The organism is Candidatus Pantoea gossypiicola (genome assembly GCF_008632075.1).
Lineage (GTDB): Bacteria > Pseudomonadota > Gammaproteobacteria > Enterobacterales > Enterobacteriaceae > Pantoea > Pantoea gossypiicola.
Genome location: NZ_VWVM01000029.1, coordinates 1 through 22342 on the forward strand (window position 1 = coordinate 1; position 22342 = coordinate 22342).

Below are 22342 nucleotides of genomic sequence, written 5' to 3' on the forward strand. Positions count from 1 at the left end.
CAACCTGCTCAACGACAGCCAGTTTAAAAGACAGAGAGTAATCGCGTTGTGTACGTTTAACATACTGTTTCATCACATTCTCCTGAAAACACCGGGTAAATGTGTCAACGCTATTCAGGACGGGTCAAGGCAATAAAAAAGGATGGCAGATGCCATCCTTTTTATGCTGTCTCACAACAGGTTAGCGATTAAGCGTAGACCGGCAGACGGCTGCAGATATCCAGCACTTTCTTTTTGGTGCGCTCAATGGTTGCTTCGTCATTGATGTTATCCAGCACATCGGCGATCCAGCCAGCCAGCTCACGTACGTCTGCCTCTTTGAAGCCACGACGGGTAACCGCTGGTGTACCGATACGGATACCGGACGTCACAAACGGGCTTTTCGGATCGTTTGGCACGCTGTTTTTGTTAACCGTGATGTTGGCACGGCCCAGCGCCGCATCGGCTTCTTTACCGGTCAGATTTTTGCTCACCAGATCGATCAGGAACAGATGGTTATGGGTGCCGCCAGACACGATGTCATAGCCACGCTCGATCAGCACTTCTACCATCGCTTTGGCGTTTTTTGCCACCTGCTGCTGGTAGGTTTTGAACTCCGGCTCCATCGCCTCTTTGAAGGCAACCGCTTTACCGGCGATAACGTGCATCAGTGGACCGCCCTGACCGCCAGGGAAGACAGCAGAGTTCAGTTTCTTATAGAAATCTTCGTCGCCGTTTTTCGCCAGAATGATGCCGCCGCGCGGACCCGCCAGCGTTTTATGGGTGGTAGAGGTCACGATGTGCGCATGTGGAATCGGGCTTGGATAGACTTCTGCGGCAATCAGGCCAGCAACGTGTGCCATATCCACAAACAGCCAGGCACCCACGCTATCCGCGATTTCGCGCATTTTTGCCCAGTCGCAGACGCCGGAGTACGCTGAGAATCCGCCAACGATCATTTTTGGCTTGTGGGTTTTCGCCAGTTCAGCCAGTTCGTCGTAGTCGATTTTACCGGTCTCATCGATACCGTAAGCCACTACGTTATAGAGTTTGCCGGACAGGTTAACCGGTGATCCGTGAGTCAGGTGTCCACCGTGCGCCAGGTTCATCCCGAGGATGGTATCGCCCGGCTGCAGCAGCGCGGTGTAAACCGCGAAGTTAGCCTGTGACCCAGAGTGAGGCTGCACGTTAGCGTAATCAGCGCCAAACAGTTCTTTTGCACGGTCGATCGCCAGTTGCTCAACGATATCAACGTACTCACAGCCGCCATAGTAGCGTTTGCCCGGATAGCCTTCAGCGTATTTATTGGTGAGCTGAGAACCCTGTGCCTGCATAACACGCGGGCTGGTGTAGTTTTCAGAAGCAATCAGTTCTATGTGCTCTTCCTGACGCACTGTCTCCTGCTCCATCGCCTGCCACAACTCGGCATCGTAATCGGCAATGTTCATATCACGCTTTAACATCCGGATCTCCTGACTCAGCTAACTTTCTGACGGTATTTACCCCCCTTCAGGGGCGAAGGCCCACAGTGTAAACCGTTTTAACAGGTGAAGGTAGGGTGAACAGCCTCTTTTTACGCAAACGATTGGCTGGCTGCTGGCATGGCATTTTTACACCTTTTGACCCTGTTCAGACACCACGATTTTTCTTCAGGCTGTGACAAAGGTTTTTCATGATGCACTGAAAAGTTGCCACTCAGACAACCAGAAAGTTCATTGGGTTATTTACACCGCAGACGAAGCGGCTATAAGATGCATTTAAAATACATGTTTAATAAGAGGCCGCCTTTATGCTTGATGCACACACCATCGCTACCGTTAAATCGACTCTGCCAGCCATCGCCACCTGCGGTCCAAAGCTTACCGCCCACTTCTATGACCGCATGCTGTCGCACCATCCGGAACTTAAAAACGTCTTCAACATGAACAACCAGCGCAATGGCGATCAGCGGGAAGCGCTGTTTAACGCCATCTGTGCCTATGGCGCGAACCTGGAGAATCTGGCCGTGCTGCTGCCTGCGGTGGAAAAGATTGCGCAGAAACATACCAGCCTGAATATTCAGCCTGCGCAGTACGCCATCGTCGGTGAAAATCTGCTGGCCACCCTTAAAGAGTTGTTGGATCCGGGCGAAGAGGCGCTGGCGGCATGGGGCCGGGCCTACGGCGTGCTGGCAGATATATTCATCAATCGCGAAGAGGAAATTTATCAGGCCACTGAGCAGCAAACCGGCGGCTGGCGCGGCACCCGGGCATTTCGCATCAGCGCGATTGCGCAGCAGAGCGAGTTGATTAAAAGCTTTACCTTCACGCCGGTAGATGGTGGCCCGATAGCCGCCTTTAAGCCCGGTCAGTATCTGACGGTCTACCTGCAGCCTGCCAGCTTCGAACATCACCAGATTCGTCAGTATTCGCTGACGCATCTCAGCAACGGTAAAGATTATCGCATCGCGGTGAAACGTGAAGCGCAGGGCACCGTCTCCGGCTGGCTGCATCAGAATGGCAAGGTGGGTGATGAGCTGATGCTCGCCGCGCCGCACGGCGACTTTTTCCTTGAGGTCGATCCTGCCACACCGGTAGCTCTGATTTCCGCAGGCGTGGGTCAGACACCGATGCTGGCGATGCTCCATGTGCTGGCAGCAAGTCAGCACGGCGCGCCGGTCAGCTGGCTGCACGCGGCAGAGAACGGCAAACAGCATGCGTTTAGCGCGGAAGTTCGTGCCACAGGCGCACAGCTCGCCGATTTCGTCAGTCATGTCTGGTACCGCGAGCCCGAGGCTGAGGATGCCGGTCGCTATGACACACAGGGTCTGATGGATATCACCGTGCTTTCAGCACGTCTCACCTCACCTGACACCCACTTCTATCTCTGTGGCCCTCTGCCCTTTATGCAGCATGTGGTGGCGCAACTGCGGGATGCCGCTGTGGCAGATACTCGTATTCATTACGAGCTGTTTGGGCCGCACAAAGGCATGTGATTGAGCCATAAAAAAGCCCGCAGCGCGGGCTTTTTTTTGCTGATAAAGAGCTAATAAAAAGACAATCAGATTGCCTCTTCATCCTCTTCACCCGTACGGATACGCACCACGCGCGCCACGTCGAAGACGAAAATCTTACCGTCACCGATTTTGCCGGTCTGTGCCGTGCGCATAATGGTCTCGACGCAGGTATCTACGATATCGTCGCCCACCACCATCTCGATTTTCACTTTAGGTAAAAAATCGACCATATACTCTGCGCCGCGGTACAGCTCGGTGTGCCCTTTCTGGCGACCAAAGCCCTTCACTTCACTCACGGTCATCCCGGTGATGCCCACTTCCGCTAAGGCTTCACGAACATCATCGAGTTTGAATGGTTTGATAATCGCATCAATCTTTTTCATGTCAGACCCTTTTTCACTCCCTCCATGGTCAGAGGGTTTATCAAGTATAAATGTTACTGGCGCTGTCGGGCGGTAATATCCGGGTTTCTTCAGGTTGCCGCAAGCGCTGTCAGAGTGTGCTGATTGCATCCATTCTGCGTCGGGCCTGAGCAGTCAACGTCCCGGTATCACTTCGCCGCCCCCGCTACTCTTTGAAATCACTGGCGTCCAGTTCATGACGAGACAGCAGCTTATAGAACTCCGTGCGATTACGCCCGGCCAGACGTGCGGCATTGGTCACATTGCCTTTGGTCATCTGCAACAGCTTACGCAGATAGTTCAGTTCAAACTGATTGCGCGCCTCCGCAAAGGTCGGCAACGCGCTGTTTTCACCGCTTAACGCCTGCTCCACCAGCGCATCGCTAATCACCGGCGATGAACTCAGTGCCACACACTGCTCAATCACGTTCACCAGCTGACGCACGTTGCCCGGCCAGCTGGCCGCAATCAGACGCTTCATCGCATCGACGGAAAAACTGCGAATCTGCGGTTTATGGCGTTCAGCCGCCTGACGTAACAGATGATTAGCCAGGAGCGGGATATCTTCGGTGCGCTGATGCAGCGCCGGAATCTTCAGATTCACCACATTCAGACGATAGAAGAGATCCTCGCGGAATTCCTTCTTCTCCATCGCCTTTGGCAGATCGCGATGAGTAGCTGAAATGATGCGCACGTCGATCTCAATATCGTGATCGCTACCCAGCGGCCTGACCTTACGCTCCTGCAGCACCCGCAGCAATTTAACCTGCAGCGGTTGCGGCATATCGCCAATCTCATCCAGGAACAGCGTGCCGCCGCCAGCGGTTTTAAACAAACCGTCACGGGCACTGACCGCACCGGTAAACGCCCCTTTAGCATGACCGAACAGCTCTGACTCCAGCAGCTGCTCCGGCAGTGCGCCACAGTTAATGGCGACAAACGGCTTGCCGTTACGCGGGCTGGCGGCGTGAATCGCCTGCGCCAGCATCTCTTTACCGGTACCGCTCTGACCGTTAATCAGCACGCTGACGTCGGACTGCGCCACCATGTGCGCCTGCTCCAGCAGCTTCAACATCAGCGGGCTGCGGGTGACAATCGCTTCGCGCCAGCGGTCATCACTGACCGGTACCTGCTGTGCCAGCGCCTCATCAATGGCTTTATAGAGCGCATCCTTGTCCACCGGCTTGGTCAGGAAGCTGAAGACGCCCTGCTGGGTGGCAGACACTGCGTCCGGAATAGAGCCGTGCGCCGTCAGGATAATCACTGGCAAGTTGGTATGGCGTTTCTGGATTTCGCCAAACAGCGCCAGACCGTCCATTTCATCCATCCGCAGATCGCTGATCACCAGCTCAATTTTCTCTTTCTGCAGCAGACGCAACGCTTCAGGTCCGCTGGCCGCGGTGGTGACCTGATATCCTTCGCTGCGAAGACGCATGCCCAGCAGCTTCAGCAGGCTGGGATCGTCATCCACCAGCAGCAATTTTGCCGCTTGTTTCATCATCATTGCTCCTCATCCTGCGGCAACGCCGTGCCATGACCGCTGTCAGACACATCCGGGGCTTTGCGTGATGAAAGCTGGCGCTCAATGTCAGTCAGCCGCTCCAGCTTATGCTGCGTGTCGCTGAGCTGCTGCTGCTGTTTCACCATCTGCTGGCGTATCGCCTCAAGCTGCGTATCACTGCTCTGCTGCAGATGGGCATAACGGGTGCGCGCTTCACTGAGGTCAAGCTGCGCGGTCTGATTACTGCGCCACAGCTGAATCAGTGGGCGCACAGACTGTGGGAAATCGCCGCTGTAGCGATCCAGCGTTTCCACATAGCGACGTCGTTCAACAGGCGTCACGTTGCCGTTGGACATCAGCACGCCCTGCTTAAAGGCGCGCGACCAGTTCTCAGCCGGCCAGCGATGGGCTTCGGCACGGGCCTCCGCGGGAGACAGACGCTCAGCACAGTCGATCGCCCGCATCCAGTAAAGGGTGTTGCCCAGCGCCGCGCTCTTTTCTATCGGCCACAGGTCACTGCAGCGGGTCGCCAGGTAATCAGCGATTCTGACCTCGGGTTCCGCCACCTGATGGCCTGACGGCAAAGAGGAGGTGGCCGGGGAGGTCGTACATGCGCTGAGGAGCAGCGTAGTCAGCGTGCTCAACAGCAAAGCGGGTAAATATTTCATCAGTCAGACTTTCCCGGCTGTGGTGTTCAGTTCAATTCGAAAACAGACGTCAGCCTGCTCGCAGGAGACCAGCATCAGGTCGCCCTGCATCCGGCGCAGGCAATCTTTGGCGATACTCAATCCCAGCCCGCTGCCTTTCACCGGCCCTTTACGCTGCTGGCTGCCCTGGTAGAACGGTTCAAAAATCATCGCCTGCTCTTCCGGCGGGATTGGCAAGCCGCTATTCGCGACCTCAATCCAGACCTGATCGCCCTGCTGCTGACTGCGAAGCCAGATGGTACCGGATTCGCTGCCGTAGTTCACGGCGTTCGAATAGAGGTTGTCGATTACCCGCATCAGTAACATCGGTTCTGCGAGGCAGTGACTGACCTTAAGATCGACGACCGTCTGCATCAGTTTGGCGCGCGCCGAAAGCGCATGTGCGTTAACGACGCCATCCACAATCTCCGCCACGCTGACCGGCTCCAGCGCGATCGGGCCATCCGCCAGTTTGCGGTTGTAATCGAGCAGTTGTTCAATCAGCTGCTGCAGATGGCGGCTGCTGCTGTCGAGGATGGTGACCACCTCTTTTTGATCGGCATTCAGCGAGCCGGCGACTTCATCCGCCAGCAGTTCCGTGCCTTCACGCAGGCTGGCCAGCGGCGTTTTCAGCTCATGAGAGAGATGACGAAGAAATTCATGACGCTGCGATTCCAGCCACTGAAGCCGCTCGCTGAGCCAGACAATGCGCTGTCCCAGCGAGCGCAATTCGCGCGGACCGCGAAATGTCCCGCTGTTACCCAGCTCCCGCCCTTCCCCCAGCCGGTTGATCATCCGTTCAATGCGCTTAACCGGACCGATAATCATGCCGGTAAACAGCATCATCAGTGCCAGACTGATGATAAACAGAATCAGCGCCTGCCAGCCAAAAAACTGGCCGCGATCGGCAATTTCGCGCTGCAACTGTAAGCCACGCGAAAAGACCACCTCGCGCGTGTCCTGCACCATCTGCGCATTGGTCGCAGAAAAGCGATCCAGCGCCTCTGCGGCAACCGGCACCGGATTGCCATTGTCACATTTTAGTGGCGTCAGCAGCGGCAGCGTCGCCTGTAAGGTCTGGAATGCGGGCAGTTCGGGCAGGCTGGCGCTGTGTGAGCTCAGCATCTGACTGTAGCGGGTATGCTGAGTCTGATAGAGGCGCGCCAGCGAGGCATCATCCAGCACACAGTACTGGCGATAGCTACGCTCCAGTTCAACTGCCGTTCGCGCCATCGCCTCACTTCTGCGCACATCGGTGAAGGTATTGCGGTTGGTGTCCGCAGCCTGTTCGCTTAACGCAGAGAGACTTTCCCACGCCTGCCAGGCCAGTACCAGCAGGGGCAGCAGCACCAGAACAAACGCCATCAGCACCAGCTGACGCAGAGAACGGGGAAATAAACGCCATTTTTTCACGCAGCCGCTTCCTTAAGATTTGCTGTCTGGATGCTAGCGGACTCTGTCTGCGGAAGAAAGGGGAACAAAAGAAAACGGCAGGCTCAATGGCCTGCCGCTGGCACGACGCGTGATGCATCGCGTAAGAATGGGTGGAGCCTTACTCAACGTTACGTCCGGTGTTTGATAACGCAAGCGATTATCGGTCAGGTGGACGGCAGGCTCCGTTTGGTGCGTCATTCGGGCTTTATGAGCTCTTATCCGCTAAGCGGGGCAATCATAAACAGGTGAATGAGCAGCTGGATGATTATAGCAAGTTCCATGCCATAAAATAAATCATTATATTTTTCAGCAAATTGAGCAGGACCGCCCGCTGACTGTCGCGAAAAATCTTATATCAGCACAGGCTGCCTGTCTCCGTAAGGCGACACTAAATCCAGCCTGAGAAGCAGCGATTAAAAATCAATGAGATAAATGTCGCCATACAGCGACATCGCAACGACTCTGTTGTCGCCATTTGCCAACAGCAACGCAAAAAAGAACAGGAGGCACGCTGGCCTCCTGTTCATTTCAGTGGGTTAAATTAACCCAGCTGTCTGCGCGCATTGCGGAAAATGCGCATCCACGGACTGTCTTCGCCCCACTCGGCCGGATGCCAGGAGTTACTGACGGTACGGAACACACGCTCCGGATGCGGCATCATAATGGTGACGCGGCCACTTTCATTGGTCACAGCAGTGATGCCATTAGGGGAGCCATTCGGGTTAGCCGGATAGGTTTCTGTCACCTTGCCAAAGTTATCGACAAAGCGCAGTGCCACCAGCCCTTTCGACTCCAGCGCTGCCAGATGCGTCGCATCACGGACTTCGACAAAGCCTTCACCGTGCGATACCGCGATAGGCATATGCGAACCGGCCATACCATCCAGCAGCAGTGACGGACTGGCGGCCACTTCGACCAGGCTGAAGCGTGCTTCAAAGCGCTCAGACTGGTTACGCACGAAGCGCGGCCAGAGATCGCTGCCCGGGATCAGTTCGCGCAGATTGGACATCATCTGGCAACCGTTGCAGACGCCCAGCGCCAGGGTTTGTGGACGGTGGAAGAAGGTTTCGAACTCGTCGCGCACGCGTGGGTTGAACAGAATCGATTTCGCCCAGCCCTCACCGGCACCCAGCACATCACCGTAAGAGAAGCCGCCGCAGGCCACCAGCGCCTGGAACTCTTCCAGACCGCGACGTCCGGCCAGCAGATCGCTCATGTGAACGTCAATGGCGGTGAAACCGGCCCTGTCAAAGGCGGCGGCCATCTCGACGTGTGAGTTCACGCCCTGCTCACGCAGCACCGCGACGCGTGGACGTGCGCCCGTTGCGATCATCGGTGCAGCCACATCTTCCTGCGGATTAAAGGTCAGAGTCACGTTCAGGCCCGGATCGCTGTCGTTCTTCTTCGCTTCATGTTCCTGATCGGCACACGCCGGGTTGTCGCGCAGGCGCTGCATCTGCCAGGTGGTTTCCGCCCACCAGGTGCGCAGCGTGGTACGGCTTTCGCTGTAAACCGCGCTGTCACCGGCACGGATCACAAAGCGATCGCCCGGCTGCGCGCTGCCCAGCAGATGCGTCGAAGCGGCAAGGCCGTGATCCGCCAGGATCTGCTCCACTGCCGCGCGATCGGCGGCATTGATCTGGATCACCGCGCCCAGCTCTTCGGTAAACAGAGCAGCCAGCGCATCGTTGCCCAGCGAGGCGATATCAACGTCAATACCGCAATGACCGGCAAACGCCATCTCGGCCAGGGTTACAAGCAGACCGCCGTCGGAGCGGTCGTGGTAGGCCAGCAGTTTCTGCTCAGCCACCAGCGCCTGAATCGCATTGAAGAAGCCCGCTAGCTGTGTGGCATCACGCACATCGGCAGGTTTATCGCCGAGCTGACGATAGACCTGCGACAGCGCGGTTGCGCCCAGCGTATTCGCGCCGTTGCCCAGGTCAATCAACAGCAGCAGGTTATCCTGATCGGCCTGTAGCTGTGGCGTGACGGTACGACGAACATCTTCGACGCGGGCAAACGCGGTAATCACCAGCGACAGCGGCGAGGTCATCTCACGCTGTTCGGTACCTTCCTGCCAGCGGGTTTTCATCGACATCGAATCTTTACCGACCGGGATAGTAATCCCCAGCGCCGGACAAAGCTCTTCGCCGACCGCTTTCACCGCCGCATATAAACCGGCATCTTCGCCCGGATGACCAGCGGCAGACATCCAGTTAGCCGAGAGTTTCACGCGCTTCAGCGAACCAATCTGCGTTGCCGCCAGGTTGGTCAGGGCTTCACCCACCGCCAGACGACCCGACGCCGCGAAGTCCAGCAGCGCAACCGGTGAACGTTCGCCCAGAGCAAAGGCCTCACCGTGGTAGCTGTCGAGACTGGCGGTGGTCACCGCACAGTTGGCAACCGGGATTTGCCACGGACCGACCATCTGATCGCGCGCCACCATGCCGGTCACGCTGCGGTCACCGATGGTGATCAGGAAGGTTTTCTCCGCTACGGCAGGCAGATGCAGCACGCGATTCACCGCATCGACCAGCGTAATGCTGTCGCGCTGCAGTTCGGTACCCTGTGCCTGCTGTGTCACCACATCACGCGTCATCTTCGGCGTTTTGCCCAACAGTACGTCAAGCGGCATGTCGATTGGCTTATTATCGAAATGGCTATCTTCCAGGCTCAGGTGCAGCTCTTCGGTCGCTTCACCAATCACCGCGAACGGGGCACGTTCGCGCTGGCAGATCGCCTCAAACTGTGCGAGCTGATCGGGCGCTACAGCCATCACATAACGTTCCTGTGATTCGTTACACCAGACTTCAAGCGGGCTCATGCCTGGCTCGTCACTCAGGATGTCACGCAGGTTAAACCGGCCACCACGACCGCCGTCGCTGACCAGCTCAGGCATGGCGTTGGAAAGACCGCCCGCGCCTACGTCGTGAATAAACAGAATCGGGTTCTCATCGCCCAGCTGCCAGCAGCGGTCGATCACTTCCTGACAACGGCGTTCCATTTCCGGGTTGTCACGCTGAACGGAGGCGAAGTCGAGATCGGCATCCGACTGGCCCGAAGCCATCGATGATGCCGCGCCGCCGCCCAGACCGATGTTCATGGCCGGACCACCCAGCACCACCAGCTTCGCGCCGACGGTGATTTCACCTTTCTGCACGTGATCGGCACGGATGTTACCGATGCCGCCCGCCAGCATAATCGGCTTATGGTAGCCGCGCAGCTCGGTGCCGTTGTGGCTGGTGACCTGCTCTTCATAGGTACGGAAGTAGCCATTCAGTGCCGGACGACCAAATTCGTTGTTAAACGCAGCGCCGCCCAGAGGCCCGTCGGTCATGATTTCCAGCGCGCTGACGATGCGCGCCGGTTTGCCGAAGTCCTCTTCCCACGGCTGTTCAAAGCCCGGGATGCGCAGATTAGAGACCGAGAATCCAACCAGGCCCGCTTTGGGCTTGGAGCCGCGCCCGGTTGCGCCCTCATCGCGAATCTCACCACCGGAACCGGTCGCTGCGCCCGGCCACGGCGAGATGGCCGTTGGATGGTTGTGCGTTTCCACCTTCATCAGGATGTGCGCGGCTTCCTGATGCCAGCGGTATTCGCTCTCACCGGCATCAGCAAAGAAACGGCCGACTTCTGACCCTTCCATCACGGCGGCGTTATCTTTATAAGCAGAGAGTACGAAGTCTGGCGTCTGCTCCATGGTATTTTTGATCATCTTAAACAGCGACTTCGGCTGTTTCTCGCCGTCGATAATCCAGTCGGCGTTGAAGATCTTGTGACGACAGTGCTCAGAGTTCGCCTGCGCAAACATATAGAGTTCAATGTCGTTGGGATTGCGGCCCAGCGCGGTAAATGCCGCCACCAGGTAGTCGATTTCATCATCTGCCAGCGCCAGACCCAGCGAGATATTTGCCTGAACCAGCGCCTGACGGCCCTCACCGAGCAGATCGACACTCTTCACCGGCTGCGGCGTATGGTGCGCAAACAGCTGCTCTGCCTGCGCCAGATCGCTATAGACCGTTTCCATCATCCTATCGTGCAGCAGTGTACCCAGCGTCTGCCACTGCGCTTCCGTCAGTTGCGGAGCCTGCACATAAAAAGCCAGACCGCGTTCCAGACGACGTACCTGCGGCAGACCGCAGTTGTGAGCAATGTCGGTGGCCTTAGATGACCAGGGCGAAATGGTGCCGGGACGTGGTGTCACCAGCAGCAGACGTCCCTGAGGGGCATGTTCAGCGAGAGAGGGACCATACTTCAGCAGGCGTTGCAGGCGGCTCTGTTCGTCAGCGGTTAAGGGCGTACTGACATCAGCAAAATGGATGTACTCAGCGTAAATATCACTCACCGGCAGATGAGCGTCCTGAAAGCGGGTCAGCAGTTTGTTTACACGAAATGCCGACAGGGCGGGCGAACCACGCAGAATTTCCATTAATAAGTCTCTCGTCAGGGCGCCGGGCGACGCTTGATTGGGCGCAACAGGGAAAACGGGGCGTATTATAGAGAAAGCGACCTCGTGACGAAACCGTTTGCGCACAATTTTTGGTAACCCGGATTTGCCTGAATTTTGCGCAAAAGCTGCTATAAAAGTTGCTCAGTGTGATTTTGTTGCGCAAAATGCCCCTCGCTCTGGGAGTTCAAAGAAGATAAATACTGCCTTTAAAAGACAGAGGCCTTAGAGCCAGCGAGAGATAACTATTTGAAACGCCTAAAATTTAATTATCTGTTTATCGGTCTGGTTGCCGTGCTGTTAGCGTTAGCGCTGTGGCCATCCATTCCCTGGTATGGGGGTGGGCAGGACAGGATTTCACAGATTAAATCACGGGGAGTCCTGCGGGTCAGTACTATCAGCTCCCCATTGACGTACTACACAGTTAACCAGTTACCGGCCGGTATGGATTATGAGCTGGCAAAACGCTTCGCCGATTATCTTGGCGTCAAACTGAAGGTGACGGTTCGTCCTAACCTGAGCGATCTGTTTGATGACCTTGACGATGGTAAAGCCGATTTGCTGGCCGCTGGCCTGAACTACAATAATGAACGCCTGACGCGCTATCAGACCGGGCCAGGTTACTACAACGTTTCACAACAGCTGGTCTATCGCGTGGATAAGCCACGCCCTAAAAACCTCGGTGACTTAAAGGGGCGGCTAACGGTTGCGTCAGGATCGGCCTATCTGTCAACGCTGAAGAGTGCGCGTTCCAGTCAGTTCCCCGATTTGGACTGGGCGATCTCCACCGATCAGAGTCCTAAAGCTCTGCTGGAAGCGGTCGCCGACGGCAAGCTCGACTATACCATTGGTGATTCCGTTACTATTGCCCTGATGCAGCGCATCTATCCGCAGCTGGCGGTGGCGTTCGATGTTACCGATGAAGAGCCGGTAACCTGGTATGTGCGGCACAGCGATGACGACAGCCTGAATGCTGCAATGCTCGACTTCTTTAATGGTATGGGCGAAGAAGGCGCGATGGCGCGGCTGGAGGAGAAATATCTCGGTCACGTCGGCACCTTTGACTATGTTGATACCCGCACGTTCCTGCGCGCCATCGACAATACGCTGCCCGACATCAAGCCGCTTTTTGAGAAGTACGCTACCAGCATCGACTGGCGACTGCTGGCTGCGATCTCCTATCAGGAGTCGCACTGGAACCCGCAGGCTACCTCGCCGACCGGCGTGCGCGGCATGATGATGCTGACGCGTAACACGGCTGACAGCCTGGATGTGGGCGACCGTACCGATCCCGAACAGAGCATTCGCGGCGGCAGTCAGTATCTGCAGGATATGATGGCGAAGGTGCCGCAGACCATCCCGGAAGATGAGCGCATCTGGTTTGCGCTGGCGGCTTATAACATGGGTTATGCCCATATGCTTGACGTCCGCAAGCTGACGGCACGCCAGGGCGGTAATCCGGACAGCTGGGCGGATGTGAAGCTGCGTCTGCCCATGTTAAGCCAGAAGCGCTACTACACTCAGACAGCTTATGGCTATGCCCGTGGGCATGAAGCCTATAACTACGTGGAGAATATCCGCAAGTATCAGATAAGCCTCGTGGGCTATCTGCAGGAGCAGGAGAAGCGTCTGGCGCGGCAGGCTGAAGCCCAGGCCGAACTGGCGAAGGGCTATCCGGCGGTCGAACCGAAGATCGCCATGAACTAACCCTGGCGTTGCGCCTGACGCAGCGCTTTTTTCTGCTCGCGACGCATACGGAAGAAGTCGCTCAGCATGGCGGCACACTCTTCAGCCAGCACGCCGCTGTGCAGTTCAACCTGATGATTCATGCCTGGATGGCCCAGCACATCCAGCAGCGACCCCGCCGCCCCACTTTTAATATCGTGCGCACCATAGACCAGTCGGCTAATGCGGCTGTGAACCATGGCACCGGCACACATCACACACGGCTCAAGCGTGACGTAGAGCGTAGTATCCAGCAGGCGGTAGTTTTCCAGTATTTTACCGCCCTGCCGCAGCGCCATGATCTCTGCATGCGCGGTCGGATCGTGCTGGCCGATGGGTCGGTTCCAGCCTTCGCCAATCACCCGGTCGTTCTGAACCAGCACCGCACCCACCGGCACTTCGCCCTGCTCCCAGGCGCGGCGCGCCAGGCTCAGCGCGTGGCGCATCCAGTATTCATCTTGTTGTTTCACGCTGACCACTCCGGGCGACTGAAAAGCGGCGCATTATAGCGATCTCTGCGAGCGTGTCGAAACTTATTCCAGCTGTTGCAGTTCACCCGCCGGGGTTACCCGCCAGCGATGCTGACAGAAGAACAGCAGCGGATTGTCCTGTTTGCTGTCGCTGTAACCGCTATAGAGCTGTAACGGCGTGCCGATTTTCTCTTCAAGCTGGGCCACTTTCTCATGCCCGAGGCAGCGCATCGCCAGCACACGCCCGCCCCAGCCGCGCCGCATCTGACTGGCAATCAGCTTCACGCGTGGCAGAAACGCGGAGTCGTAATAGACCTGCTCCACCAGCGACTGTGGCGATCCGGTGATGAGCCAGACGTCAGCGTCATCACTGCCCAGGTAATCCGTCAGGCGCTGCTGCACCACCGGAAAGGCTTTTACGCGCAGGCGAAACCACTGGGCAAACTCGTCTTCGAGGCGCAGCAATGTCTGCTCGGAGCGGCCAAAGGTAATTGACCAGAGCAGCAGGCTCATGGGCCAGCGTGCCGCGCGGCCTTTGAACAGCAGACCGATGCCCACCACCGGCAGTAAGGGCACCACCAGCAGCAGATTAAGCGGGCGGCGACGCAGCAGATAGCGCATAAAGGTGCCGAACATGTCCTGCTGATGCAAAGTGCCATCGAGGTCGAAAAATACGATGCGACGTTGTGTTCCCCTGGTCAAACAACTCTCCTTAACGGCTGATTCCGGGATGATAAAGAGTAGTGTAGCCATCATCAGGCGGTACGGCGATGACGGTCATTTTTAATTCCGATGACTACAATGTCCGATGAATAGTTTATTCTTCACTGATTATCCCTGAATTACGAGGATTGGGCATGAGTTCATTGCTGCGCATTCGCCAGCTTTACCCACGTCTGGCATTGAACGAGCGTCGGCTGGCGGATTTTTTACTGTCGCAACCCGATAAGGCACGTCACCTGAGTTCGCAAAAGCTGGCTGAAGAGTCCGGCGTCAGCCAGTCGAGCGTGGTGAAGTTTGCTCAGAAGCTGGGATATAAAGGTTTTCCGGCGCTTAAGCTCGCCCTGAGTGAGTCACTGGCGGACAAGGATGCCATTACCGTGCATAACCACATTCTCAGTGACGACCCGCTTAAAATGGTGGGTGAAAAGCTGCTGACTGAAAAACTCTCGGCGATCCGCGCCACGCTGGATATTAATAGCGAAGAGAAGCTCAACGATGTGTTACAGCTGCTGAAAAATGCCCGGCGCATTTTACTGGTCGGCATCGGCGCATCGGGCCTGGTGGCAAAGGACTTCTCCTGGAAGCTGATGAAGATTGGCATTAATGCGGTGGCGGAACAGGACATGCACGCCCTGCTGGCCAGCGTGCAGGCGATGGGGCCAGGCGATGTGCTGCTCGCTATCTCCTACACCGGGGAACGGCGCGAGATTAATCTGGCGGCGCAGGAAGCGGTTCAGGTTGGGGCCGATGTGGTGGCGTTTACCGGCTTTACGCCGAACACCCTGCAGCAGAGTGCCAGCTACTGTCTTTACACGGTGGCGGAAGAGCAGAGCACCCGCAGCGCAGCGATCTCTTCGACTACGGCGCAACTGGCCCTGACCGATCTGCTGTTTATGGCGCTGGTGCAAAACGATCCGGAACGCGCGTCGAGTCATATTCGTCACAGCGAAGCGCTGGTGAAAAAGCTGGTCTGATCAGTGGCAGCGCGTATAATACCCGCGTTTTTTCTGTTGTTACCAGGTGGGATAAATGGCGCTGTTGATTACGTCCAGATGCATTAACTGTGATATGTGCGAACCGGAGTGCCCGAACCAGGCGATTTCACTGGGCGATGCGATCTATGAGATTGATGTCAGCCGCTGCACGGAATGCGTCGGGCATTACGAAGCGCCAACCTGTCAGCGGGTCTGCCCCATCGACAACACCATTATCACTGACCCACAGCACACCGAATCACGCGATGCGCTGTGGGATAAGTTCGTGCTGCTGCACGGCTAGCTTTCAATGATTACCGTGGCGCAGGCGTAGTGACGCTCGTCGGCCAGCGTTACGTGAACGTGGTTAACGCCCAGCTTCTCTGCCACGTCAGCGGCCTGCTGAAAGAAGCGTAACCCCGGTTTACCCAGCGCATCGTTGTAAACTTCGAACTGATTAAATGCCAGACCACCGCGAATGCCGGTGCCGAAGGCTTTGGCTGCCGCCTCTTTAACCGCAAAGCGTTTGGCGAGAAAGCGCACCGGCTGTTTGTGCGCCTGATACTGCTGCCATTCGGCTTCACTCAGCACCCGACGCGCCAGCCGGTCGCCGGAGCGCGCTATCACGTCGGCGATGCGTTCAATCTCAACGATGTCGCTGCCCAGTCCCAGAATAGCCATCAGCGGCGGGCTTCACGCAGCAGTTGCTTCATCTCTTTGACCGCATCCGGCAGGCCACTCATCACCGCACGACCGATAATCGCATGGCCGATATTCAGCTCATGCATTTCCGGCAGCGCAGCAATCGGCAGCACGTTGTGGTAGGTCAGACCGTGACCGGCATTCACCTTCAGCCCCAGGCTGGCGGCAAAGGTCGCGGCATGGCGAATGCGTGCCAGCTCTGCGTCACGCGCTCGTCCCTCGGGAGCCTCGGCATAAGCACCGGTATGAATTTCGATGTAAGGCGCACCGGTAGCAACGGCCGCTTCGATCTGACGGTGGTCAGCATCAATAAACAGTGAAACCAGAATGCCCGCGTCACGCAACAGTCGTACGGCCGCGTTCATCTTCTCCTGCTGCCCTGCCACATCCAGTCCGCCTTCCGTAGTCACTTCCTGACGCTTTTCCGGCACCAGACAGCAGAAATGGGGCTGGATATCACAGGCGATGCCGATCATCTCATCGGTGACCGCCATCTCCAGATTCATGCGCGTCTGGATGGTATCACGCAGAATACGCACGTCGCGGTCGGTAATGTGACGGCGATCTTCACGCAGGTGCACCGTAATACCGTCTGCGCCTGCCTGCTCGGCGATGAACGCCGCCTGCACCGGGTCGGGATAGTTTGTCCCACGGGCATTACGCACCGTGGCAATGTGATCGATATTGACGCCTAACAGCAACTCAGCCATAACCATCCTCACTTCTTTTCCATCGTGATGTTGAGTGTACCGCGCAACTATAAACCGTCGGTACACCCTGCGCTATTCATCTGCCTGTTCGGGCTTTTTCTTCGGGATAAACTGGCGGAACAGCTCCTGACTTTTTAGCGGCTTGCCACCCAGGTAAGGCTTCAGGGCAATACGGGTAAACCGCTTCGCAGCGCGCAGCGTATCGGCGTCGGGAAACTCACGTTCGCACAGGGCGTGCAACTCACGACCGGTAAAGCTGCGCTGATTAACCACCAGACTGGCGGTAAAACCGCGCTCTTCACGGTAGCTGTACGTCATGTCATCGCTAATCGGCTCGCCGCTACCGGCGCAATGCAGGAAGTCGACGCCATAGCCCAGGTGTCCGAGCAGCGCCAGTTCAAAACGGCGCAGTGCGGGTTCGGGCTTGCCGTGCGTTGAGGCTAATGCCTGAAGGCAGTTGAGATAGTCGAAAAAGAGTTCCTGGAAGGGCGATTCCGGCTGCAGTACGCGAGAGACCAGCTCATTGACGTAGAGACCGCAGTAGAGCGTAATGCCGCTGAGCGGTAAGGCCAGCGACACTGCTTCGGCATTACGCAGGGTTTTGACTTCCCCGCGACCGCTCCAGCGAACCAGCAGCGGGGTAAAAGGCTGTAACGCACCTTTCAACTGAGAGCGCCGCGAGCGTGCGCCCTTGGCCAGCACCCGTACCCGCCCTTCGTTTTCGCTGAACAGGTCGAGCAGCAGGCTGGTTTCGCTGAAGGGACGACTATGCAGCACAAAGGCGCGTTGCCAGCCTTCCATTGAATCAGAGATCGTCTGTATAACCCAGGCTACGCAGCGCTCGTTCGTCATCTGCCCAGCCGGATTTCACTTTTACCCACAGTTCGAGATGCACTTTCGCTTCGAACATCTCTTCCATGTCCCTGCGTGCTTCTGTTCCGATGACTTTGATTTTGGCACCTTTGTTGCCAATCACCATCTTCTTCTGCCCTTCGCGCTCGACCAGAATCAGACCATGAATGTCATAACCGCCGCGTTCGTTGGTCACGAAGCGCTCAATCTCCACGGTGACGGAGTAAGGCAGTTCAGCGCCCAGGAAGCGCATCAGTTTTTCACGGATCATCTCTGACGCCATGAAACGCTGTGAGCGGTCGGTGATGTAATCTTCCGGGAAGTGATGATCGGCCTGCGGCAGATGCTTGCGGGTAATGGCCGCAATGGTATCGACGTTTTTGCCGCTCTCAGCAGAGATGGGCACGATGTCGAGGAAGTTCATCTGCTGGCTCAGGAACTGCAGATGCGGCAGCAGAATGGTTTTATCCTGGATGTTGTCGACTTTATTCACGGCCAGCACAACCGGCACTTTATTGTCGCGCAGTTTGTTTAACACCATCTCATCATCTGGCGTCCAGCGGGTACCTTCAACGACGAAGATCACCAGCTCTACGTCGCCAATCGAACTGCTGGCTGCACGGTTCATCAGACGGTTAATGGCGCGCTTCTCTTCCATGTGCAGTCCGGGGGTATCGACGTAGATCGCCTGATAGTTGCCCTCGGTGTGAATGCCCATGATGCGATGGCGCGTGGTTTGCGGCTTACGCGAGGTGATCGACACCTTCTGCCCCAGCAACTGGTTCAGTAAGGTGGATTTACCGACGTTCGGTCGGCCAACAATCGCGACAAAGCCGCAATAAGTAACGTTTTCGCTCATTCGAGTCCTGAATTGTTCAGCGCCTGATGCGGCACCGAAGAGTGCTATTTGAGTCATGTGTCATTCAGCGTCTCCTGACGCCGGGATAGTGCTGTCAGAGGGTGAGTGATTTAGCGCCGGTTCCGGCACTGTCACCCCGACAGACCTATTCGAGACCTAATTTTATCAGTGCCTGTTCAGCCGCTGCCTGCTCGGCTTTACGACGGCTGGAGCCGACGCCGACGACCGGCTCGGCCATGCCACTCACCTGACAGTGAATGGTGAATTCCTGATCGTGGGCTTCGCCACGCACCTGCACCACCAGATAACTTGGCAGCGGCAGATGACGTCCCTGCAGATACTCCTGCAGGCGTGTTTTGGGATCTTTTTGTTTGTCGCCAGGACTGATTTCATCCAGGCGCGTCTGATACCAGTCGAGGATCAGCTGCTCTACCCGCTCGATGCTGCTGTCGAGGAAGATACCGCCAATCAGCGCTTCCACCGTATCCGCCAGAATCGATTCGCGACGGAAACCGCCGCTTTTCAGCTCACCCGGCCCTAAGCGCAGGCACTCGCCAAGATCAAATTCGCGTGCCATTTCAGCCAGCGTATTGCCGCGCACCAGCGTGGCACGCATGCGGCTCATGTCGCCTTCATCAACCCGCGGGAAGCGGTGATAAAGGGCATTCGCAATCACATAGCTAAGAATAGAATCGCCCAGAAATTCCAGGCGCTCGTTGTGCTTACTGCTGGCGCTGCGGTGAGTCAGGGCCTGCTGTAACAGTTCCGAATGAGTAAAAGTGTAGCCCAGTTTGCGCTGAAGCTTGTTAATCAGGATGGGGTTCATGCGATTCCAGTTCTTTGTTGCGTCTGTGACTCTGCATACCAAACGGGGCTGGCAGTCCAACACGTTCCGTTTGGTGTGCAGTGGCCTCCCTGAGGAGGCCACCCGATTTGCCTGTTAATCAGACAAAATTATTAGTGGATACCGCCGATGCGACTGAATCGCACGCCGGTTGGCCACTGACCTTCCTGCTTCTCAAAGCTCATCCAGATAGCGACCGCTTTACCAACCAGATTACGCTCCGGGACAAAGCCCCAGTAGCGGCTGTCGGCGCTGTTATCACGGTTGTCGCCCATCATGAAGTATTGCCCTTTTGGCACGACCCAGCTCGCCTGCGGCTGACCCGGCTGCTGATAATACATGCCCGCCTGACTCTGCGCTTCATTAACCAGCAGAATGTCATGGGTCACGTTATCGATTGTCTCTTTGCGGGTTGCCATGCGCAGACCACCGCGCAGGGTATCGCCCTGTGGCACCTGATAAAAACCGTTGCCGGTTTCGTTGCCATCAAAGCCGCTAAAGGTCTGAATAAAGTTGCTTGGTTCAACGTCGGTGTAAGTCACTGCCAACGCTGTGTCACAGGCTTTATCGTCACCACAGGTCGGTTTCACCGTCAGCGTTTTGCTATAAGGATCATAGATGACTTTATCGCCTGGCAGGCCAATAACGCGCTTAATGTAATCCAGGCTCGGATCTTTCGGGTATTTAAATACCGCAATGTCGCCGCGCTTCGGCTGACCGGTTGGGATCAGCGTCGTCTGGGTAATCGGATCTTTAATGCCGTAAGCAAACTTCTCCACCAGGATAAAGTCGCCAATCAGCAGCGTTGGCATCATCGAGCCAGAGGGAATCTGGAACGGCTCGTAAATAAACGAACGCACGATGAAAACCACGGCCAGCACCGGGAACACGGAGGCGGTCGTCTCAACCCAGCCTGGCTGTGAAGAGACTTTCGCCAGCGTTTTGCTGTCGAGCGCGTTACCGGTCTGGGCCTGCGCCGCCGCCTGTTTCGCGCGACGCTCGGGTGCCCATTTGAAACGATCAATTACCCAGACGATGCCAGTAATCAGCGTCGCTATCGCCAGAATCAGGGCGAACATATTAGCCATTGGAAATCCTTATTTGCTGTCCTTACCGACATGCAGAATGGCGAGGAACGCTTCCTGTGGCAGCTCAACGTTACCAACCTGCTTCATACGCTTCTTACCCTCTTTCTGTTTCTGCAACAGTTTCTTCTTACGGCTGACGTCACCGCCATAACACTTGGCGAGAACGTTTTTACGCAGCTGTTTAACGGTTGAGCGCGCGATAATGTGGTTACCGATGGCAGCCTGAATCGCAATATCAAACTGCTGGCGCGGGATGAGATCTTTCATTTTCTCAACCAGATCACGGCCGCGATAAGGCGCATTGTCGCGGTGGGTAATCAGCGCCAGCGCATCCACACGTTCAGAGTTAATCAGTACGTCGACGCGCACCATGTCTGAAGGCTGGAAACGTTTGAAGTTGTAATCCAGCGAGGCATAGCCGCGCGAGGTGGATTTCAGACGGTCAAAGAAGTCGAGGACCACTTCTGCCATCGGAATTTCATACGTCAGTGCAACCTGATTGCCGTGGTAAACCATGTTGGTCTGCACGCCACGCTTCTCAATACAGAGCGTGATGACGTTGCCCAGATACTCCTGTGGCAGCAGCATGTGACATTCCGCGATCGGCTCACGCAGTTCTTCGATGTTGTTCAGTGGCGGCAGCTTGGATGGACTATCGACATGAACAATTTCGCCACCGGTGGTGACGACTTCATACACTACCGTCGGTGCAGTGGTAATCAGATCGAGATCGTATTCGCGCTCCAGACGCTCCTGGATGATCTCCATGTGCAGCAGACCAAGGAAGCCACAGCGGAAACCAAAGCCCAGCGCCGTTGAGCTTTCTGGCTCATAAAACAGCGAGGCATCGTTCAGGCTCAGCTTGCCGAGCGCATCACGGAACGCTTCATAGTCGTCAGAGCTGATCGGGAACAGACCGGCATAAACCTGCGGCTTCACTTTTTTAAAGCCTGGCAGCGCTTTGTCTGCCGGGTTGCGTGCGGTGGTCAGGGTATCGCCCACCGGTGCACCGAGAATATCTTTGATGGCGCAGACCAGCCAGCCTACTTCACCACAGTTCAGTTCATTACGATCGACACGTTTCGGGGTAAAGATGCCCAGGCGGTCAGCGTTATAAACCTGACCGGTGCTGAGAACTTTAATCTTGTCACCTTTACGCATGGTGCCGTTTTTCACACGCACCAGCGAAACAACGCCCAGATAGTTATCAAACCAGGAATCGATAATCAGCGCCTGCAGCGGAGCTTCCGGATCGCCTTCCGGCGGGGGAATATCGCGCACTAAGCGTTCCAGCACGTCCGGAACGCCGACGCCGGTTTTAGCGGAGCAGCGCACCGCATCAGCAGCATCGATGCCGACGATATCTTCAATCTCCTGCGCAGCGCGATCGGGATCGGCTGCAGGCAGGTCAATTTTGTTCAGAACCGGCACTACTTCCAGATCCATCTCCATCGCGGTGTAGCAGTTCGCCAGTGTCTGCGCTTCAACACCCTGACCCGCATCCACCACCAGCAATGCACCTTCGCAGGCAGCCAGTGAGCGGGAAACTTCATAAGAGAAGTCTACGTGGCCCGGAGTATCGATGAAATTGAGCTGGTAAGTTTCGCCGTCTTTCGCGTGGTAATCGAGTGTGACGCTCTGTGCTTTGATAGTAATGCCACGCTCACGCTCCAGATCCATGGAGTCAAGAACCTGCGCAGCCATTTCACGGTCAGAGAGGCCACCGCAGATCTGAATAAGGCGGTCAGAGAGCGTAGATTTACCATGGTCGATATGAGCGATGATGGAGAAATTTCTTATGTGCTTCATTTATAGGGATATCTTCGCTTAAAATTCAGTTGAAAATCTGAGCACAGACACATTCAGGAAGATCGCTCTTTACCCACAATCCTGTCAGCCTCATTAATGACGACGCATATTACACTGTTAATGCCGCGCATAAAAGAATGGAA

The 22342-nt window shown here is 56.3% G+C and carries 19 protein-coding genes; 4 read left to right on the forward strand and 15 right to left on the reverse strand.

The window, feature by feature from the left end; all coding sequences use genetic code 11:
• Positions 1-188 precede the first annotated feature (188 nt).
• The gene (glyA, locus tag F3I20_RS22305) at positions 189-1442 is read right to left on the reverse strand and encodes a serine hydroxymethyltransferase (protein WP_013358744.1); all 1254 of its coding nucleotides are present in this window, start codon (positions 1440-1442) and stop codon (positions 189-191) included.
• 326 nt (positions 1443-1768) lie between these two features.
• Between glyA and hmpA the strand changes: the two genes are divergently transcribed.
• A complete protein-coding gene (gene hmpA / locus F3I20_RS22310) occupies positions 1769-2953 on the forward strand; it encodes an NO-inducible flavohemoprotein (RefSeq protein ID WP_150038660.1) in 1185 nt (394 codons plus the stop codon).
• 65 nt (positions 2954-3018) lie between these two features.
• On the opposite strand, the gene glnB is transcribed toward hmpA, so the two are convergent.
• The 5 genes from glnB to purL all read right to left on the reverse strand — a co-directional run bounded on the left by glnB (position 3019) and on the right by purL (position 11425).
• Positions 3019-3357: a nitrogen regulatory protein P-II gene (gene glnB, locus F3I20_RS22315; protein WP_003848647.1), complete on the reverse strand. Its 339-nt coding sequence runs from the start codon at positions 3355-3357 to the stop codon at positions 3019-3021.
• 184 nt (positions 3358-3541) lie between these two features.
• Entirely contained in the window at positions 3542-4876 is a 1335-nt protein-coding gene (gene glrR, locus F3I20_RS22320) for a two-component system response regulator GlrR (RefSeq protein WP_150012676.1), read from the reverse strand.
• Complete coding sequence (qseG, locus tag F3I20_RS22325; RefSeq protein WP_150012629.1) at positions 4876-5544, reverse strand: two-component system QseEF-associated lipoprotein QseG; 669 nt, start codon at positions 5542-5544, stop codon at positions 4876-4878. The genes glrR and qseG overlap by 1 nt, the downstream gene beginning before the upstream one ends.
• 3 nt (positions 5545-5547) lie before the next feature.
• Complete coding sequence (locus F3I20_RS22330) at positions 5548-6975, reverse strand: sensor histidine kinase (protein ID WP_150019157.1); 1428 nt, start codon at positions 6973-6975, stop codon at positions 5548-5550.
• Positions 6976-7537: 562 nt separating this feature from the next.
• The gene (gene purL, locus F3I20_RS22335) at positions 7538-11425 is read right to left on the reverse strand and encodes a phosphoribosylformylglycinamidine synthase (RefSeq protein WP_150038658.1); all 3888 of its coding nucleotides are present in this window, start codon (positions 11423-11425) and stop codon (positions 7538-7540) included.
• A 267-nt stretch (positions 11426-11692) separates the two neighbouring features.
• Here purL and mltF point away from each other — a divergent pair, with 267 nt between their 5' ends.
• Positions 11693-13150, forward strand: a complete 1458-nt coding sequence (gene mltF, locus F3I20_RS22340; RefSeq protein WP_150038656.1) for a membrane-bound lytic murein transglycosylase MltF — start codon at positions 11693-11695, stop codon at positions 13148-13150.
• Here mltF and tadA read toward each other — a convergent pair.
• On the reverse strand, positions 13147-13638 hold the full coding sequence (gene tadA / locus F3I20_RS22345) for a tRNA adenosine(34) deaminase TadA (RefSeq protein ID WP_147789540.1): 492 nt from the start codon (positions 13636-13638) through the stop codon (positions 13147-13149). The two genes, mltF and tadA, sit on opposite strands and share 4 nt — an antisense overlap.
• A 63-nt stretch (positions 13639-13701) precedes the next feature.
• Positions 13702-14340, reverse strand: a complete 639-nt coding sequence (gene yfhb / locus F3I20_RS22350) for a phosphatidylglycerophosphatase C (protein ID WP_150038654.1) — start codon at positions 14338-14340, stop codon at positions 13702-13704.
• A gap of 155 nt (positions 14341-14495) precedes the next feature.
• Between yfhb and F3I20_RS22355 the strand changes: the two genes are divergently transcribed.
• The gene (locus F3I20_RS22355) at positions 14496-15335 is read left to right on the forward strand and encodes a MurR/RpiR family transcriptional regulator (RefSeq protein ID WP_150012637.1); all 840 of its coding nucleotides are present in this window, start codon (positions 14496-14498) and stop codon (positions 15333-15335) included.
• 55 nt (positions 15336-15390) lie between these two features.
• Positions 15391-15639, forward strand: coding sequence for a YfhL family 4Fe-4S dicluster ferredoxin (locus F3I20_RS22360; RefSeq protein ID WP_033733547.1), 249 nt, complete (start codon positions 15391-15393; stop codon positions 15637-15639).
• Here the strand turns inward: F3I20_RS22360 and acpS are convergent.
• From acpS to lepA, 7 genes are all read right to left on the reverse strand, one after another.
• A complete protein-coding gene (gene acpS, locus F3I20_RS22365) occupies positions 15636-16016 on the reverse strand; it encodes a holo-ACP synthase (RefSeq protein WP_013358755.1) in 381 nt (126 codons plus the stop codon). The two genes, F3I20_RS22360 and acpS, sit on opposite strands and share 4 nt — an antisense overlap.
• On the reverse strand, positions 16016-16747 hold the full coding sequence (gene pdxJ / locus F3I20_RS22370) for a pyridoxine 5'-phosphate synthase (protein ID WP_013358756.1): 732 nt from the start codon (positions 16745-16747) through the stop codon (positions 16016-16018). The genes acpS and pdxJ overlap by 1 nt, the downstream gene beginning before the upstream one ends.
• A 72-nt stretch (positions 16748-16819) precedes the next feature.
• Positions 16820-17548, reverse strand: coding sequence for a DNA repair protein RecO (gene recO / locus F3I20_RS22375; protein WP_150012678.1), 729 nt, complete (start codon positions 17546-17548; stop codon positions 16820-16822).
• Positions 17549-17552: 4 nt separating this feature from the next.
• Complete coding sequence (gene era, locus F3I20_RS22380) at positions 17553-18458, reverse strand: GTPase Era (protein WP_033733549.1); 906 nt, start codon at positions 18456-18458, stop codon at positions 17553-17555.
• Between the two features lie 145 nt (positions 18459-18603).
• On the reverse strand, positions 18604-19284 hold the full coding sequence (rnc, locus tag F3I20_RS22385) for a ribonuclease III (RefSeq protein WP_010257656.1): 681 nt from the start codon (positions 19282-19284) through the stop codon (positions 18604-18606).
• Between the two features lie 131 nt (positions 19285-19415).
• Positions 19416-20390 (reverse strand): signal peptidase I, encoded by a 975-nt coding sequence (lepB, locus tag F3I20_RS22390; RefSeq protein WP_150012639.1) that lies wholly within the window; start codon positions 20388-20390, stop codon positions 19416-19418.
• A gap of 9 nt (positions 20391-20399) precedes the next feature.
• The gene (gene lepA / locus F3I20_RS22395) at positions 20400-22199 is read right to left on the reverse strand and encodes a translation elongation factor 4 (protein ID WP_150012641.1); all 1800 of its coding nucleotides are present in this window, start codon (positions 22197-22199) and stop codon (positions 20400-20402) included.
• Between the last annotated feature and the right edge of the window lie 143 nt (positions 22200-22342).

Coding starts and splice junctions, on each gene's coding strand:
- glyA (WP_013358744.1), bottom strand. CDS start 1,442: ATGTTAAAGCGTGATATGAACATTGCCGATTACGATGCCGAGTTGTGG.
- hmpA (WP_150038660.1), top strand. CDS start 1,769: ATGCTTGATGCACACACCATCGCTACCGTTAAATCGACTCTGCCAGCC.
- glnB (WP_003848647.1), bottom strand. CDS start 3,357: ATGAAAAAGATTGATGCGATTATCAAACCATTCAAACTCGATGATGTT.
- glrR (WP_150012676.1), bottom strand. CDS start 4,876: ATGATGAAACAAGCGGCAAAATTGCTGCTGGTGGATGACGATCCCAGC.
- qseG (WP_150012629.1), bottom strand. CDS start 5,544: ATGAAATATTTACCCGCTTTGCTGTTGAGCACGCTGACTACGCTGCTC.
- purL (WP_150038658.1), bottom strand. CDS start 11,425: ATGGAAATTCTGCGTGGTTCGCCCGCCCTGTCGGCATTTCGTGTAAAC.
- F3I20_RS22355 (WP_150012637.1), top strand. CDS start 14,496: ATGAGTTCATTGCTGCGCATTCGCCAGCTTTACCCACGTCTGGCATTG.
- F3I20_RS22360 (WP_033733547.1), top strand. CDS start 15,391: ATGGCGCTGTTGATTACGTCCAGATGCATTAACTGTGATATGTGCGAA.
- acpS (WP_013358755.1), bottom strand. CDS start 16,016: ATGGCTATTCTGGGACTGGGCAGCGACATCGTTGAGATTGAACGCATC.
- pdxJ (WP_013358756.1), bottom strand. CDS start 16,747: ATGGCTGAGTTGCTGTTAGGCGTCAATATCGATCACATTGCCACGGTG.
- recO (WP_150012678.1), bottom strand. CDS start 17,548: ATGGAAGGCTGGCAACGCGCCTTTGTGCTGCATAGTCGTCCCTTCAGC.
- era (WP_033733549.1), bottom strand. CDS start 18,458: ATGAGCGAAAACGTTACTTATTGCGGCTTTGTCGCGATTGTTGGCCGA.
- rnc (WP_010257656.1), bottom strand. CDS start 19,284: ATGAACCCCATCCTGATTAACAAGCTTCAGCGCAAACTGGGCTACACT.
- lepB (WP_150012639.1), bottom strand. CDS start 20,390: ATGGCTAATATGTTCGCCCTGATTCTGGCGATAGCGACGCTGATTACT.
- lepA (WP_150012641.1), bottom strand. CDS start 22,199: ATGAAGCACATAAGAAATTTCTCCATCATCGCTCATATCGACCATGGT.